General features: G+C 58.8%; 1 rRNA gene. It reads left to right on the top strand.

Annotated elements, in window-relative coordinates:
• Positions 1 to 50: ribosomal RNA gene (locus IAQ59_RS22235) — 16S ribosomal RNA — on the top strand; the annotation flags it as partial.
• Positions 51 to 277: the final 227 nt, after the last annotated feature.

Raw genomic sequence — 277 nt, 5'->3', positions numbered from 1 at the left:
AGTCGTAACAAGGTAGCCGTACCGGAAGGTGCGGCTGGAACACCTCCTTTCTGGAGCGTCGTATCCGCTTATCGGCATTGTGTCTCATTCTTTCCTGTTCCCGGGAACAAGGTTCCGGGGAAAGTTCATTGACATGTTGAGCAGAGAATGCGGTCGTGTGCGGCAGGGATGTCGTGCAGGCTGCGGGCGTTCCCGTTGGCAAAAGGGCGGGGACGTCAGTCCAAGTAGACAAGGGCGCACGGGGGATGCCTAGGCTCCGGGAGGCGAAGAAGGACGT

Origin of the sequence: Lunatimonas salinarum (assembly GCF_017811155.1) — a bacterium.
Taxonomy (GTDB): Bacteria; Bacteroidota; Bacteroidia; order Cytophagales; family Cyclobacteriaceae; genus Lunatimonas; species Lunatimonas salinarum.
The sequence above is the reverse complement of the archived record's forward strand: the minus strand, read 5'-3'. Positions and strand labels throughout refer to the sequence as shown.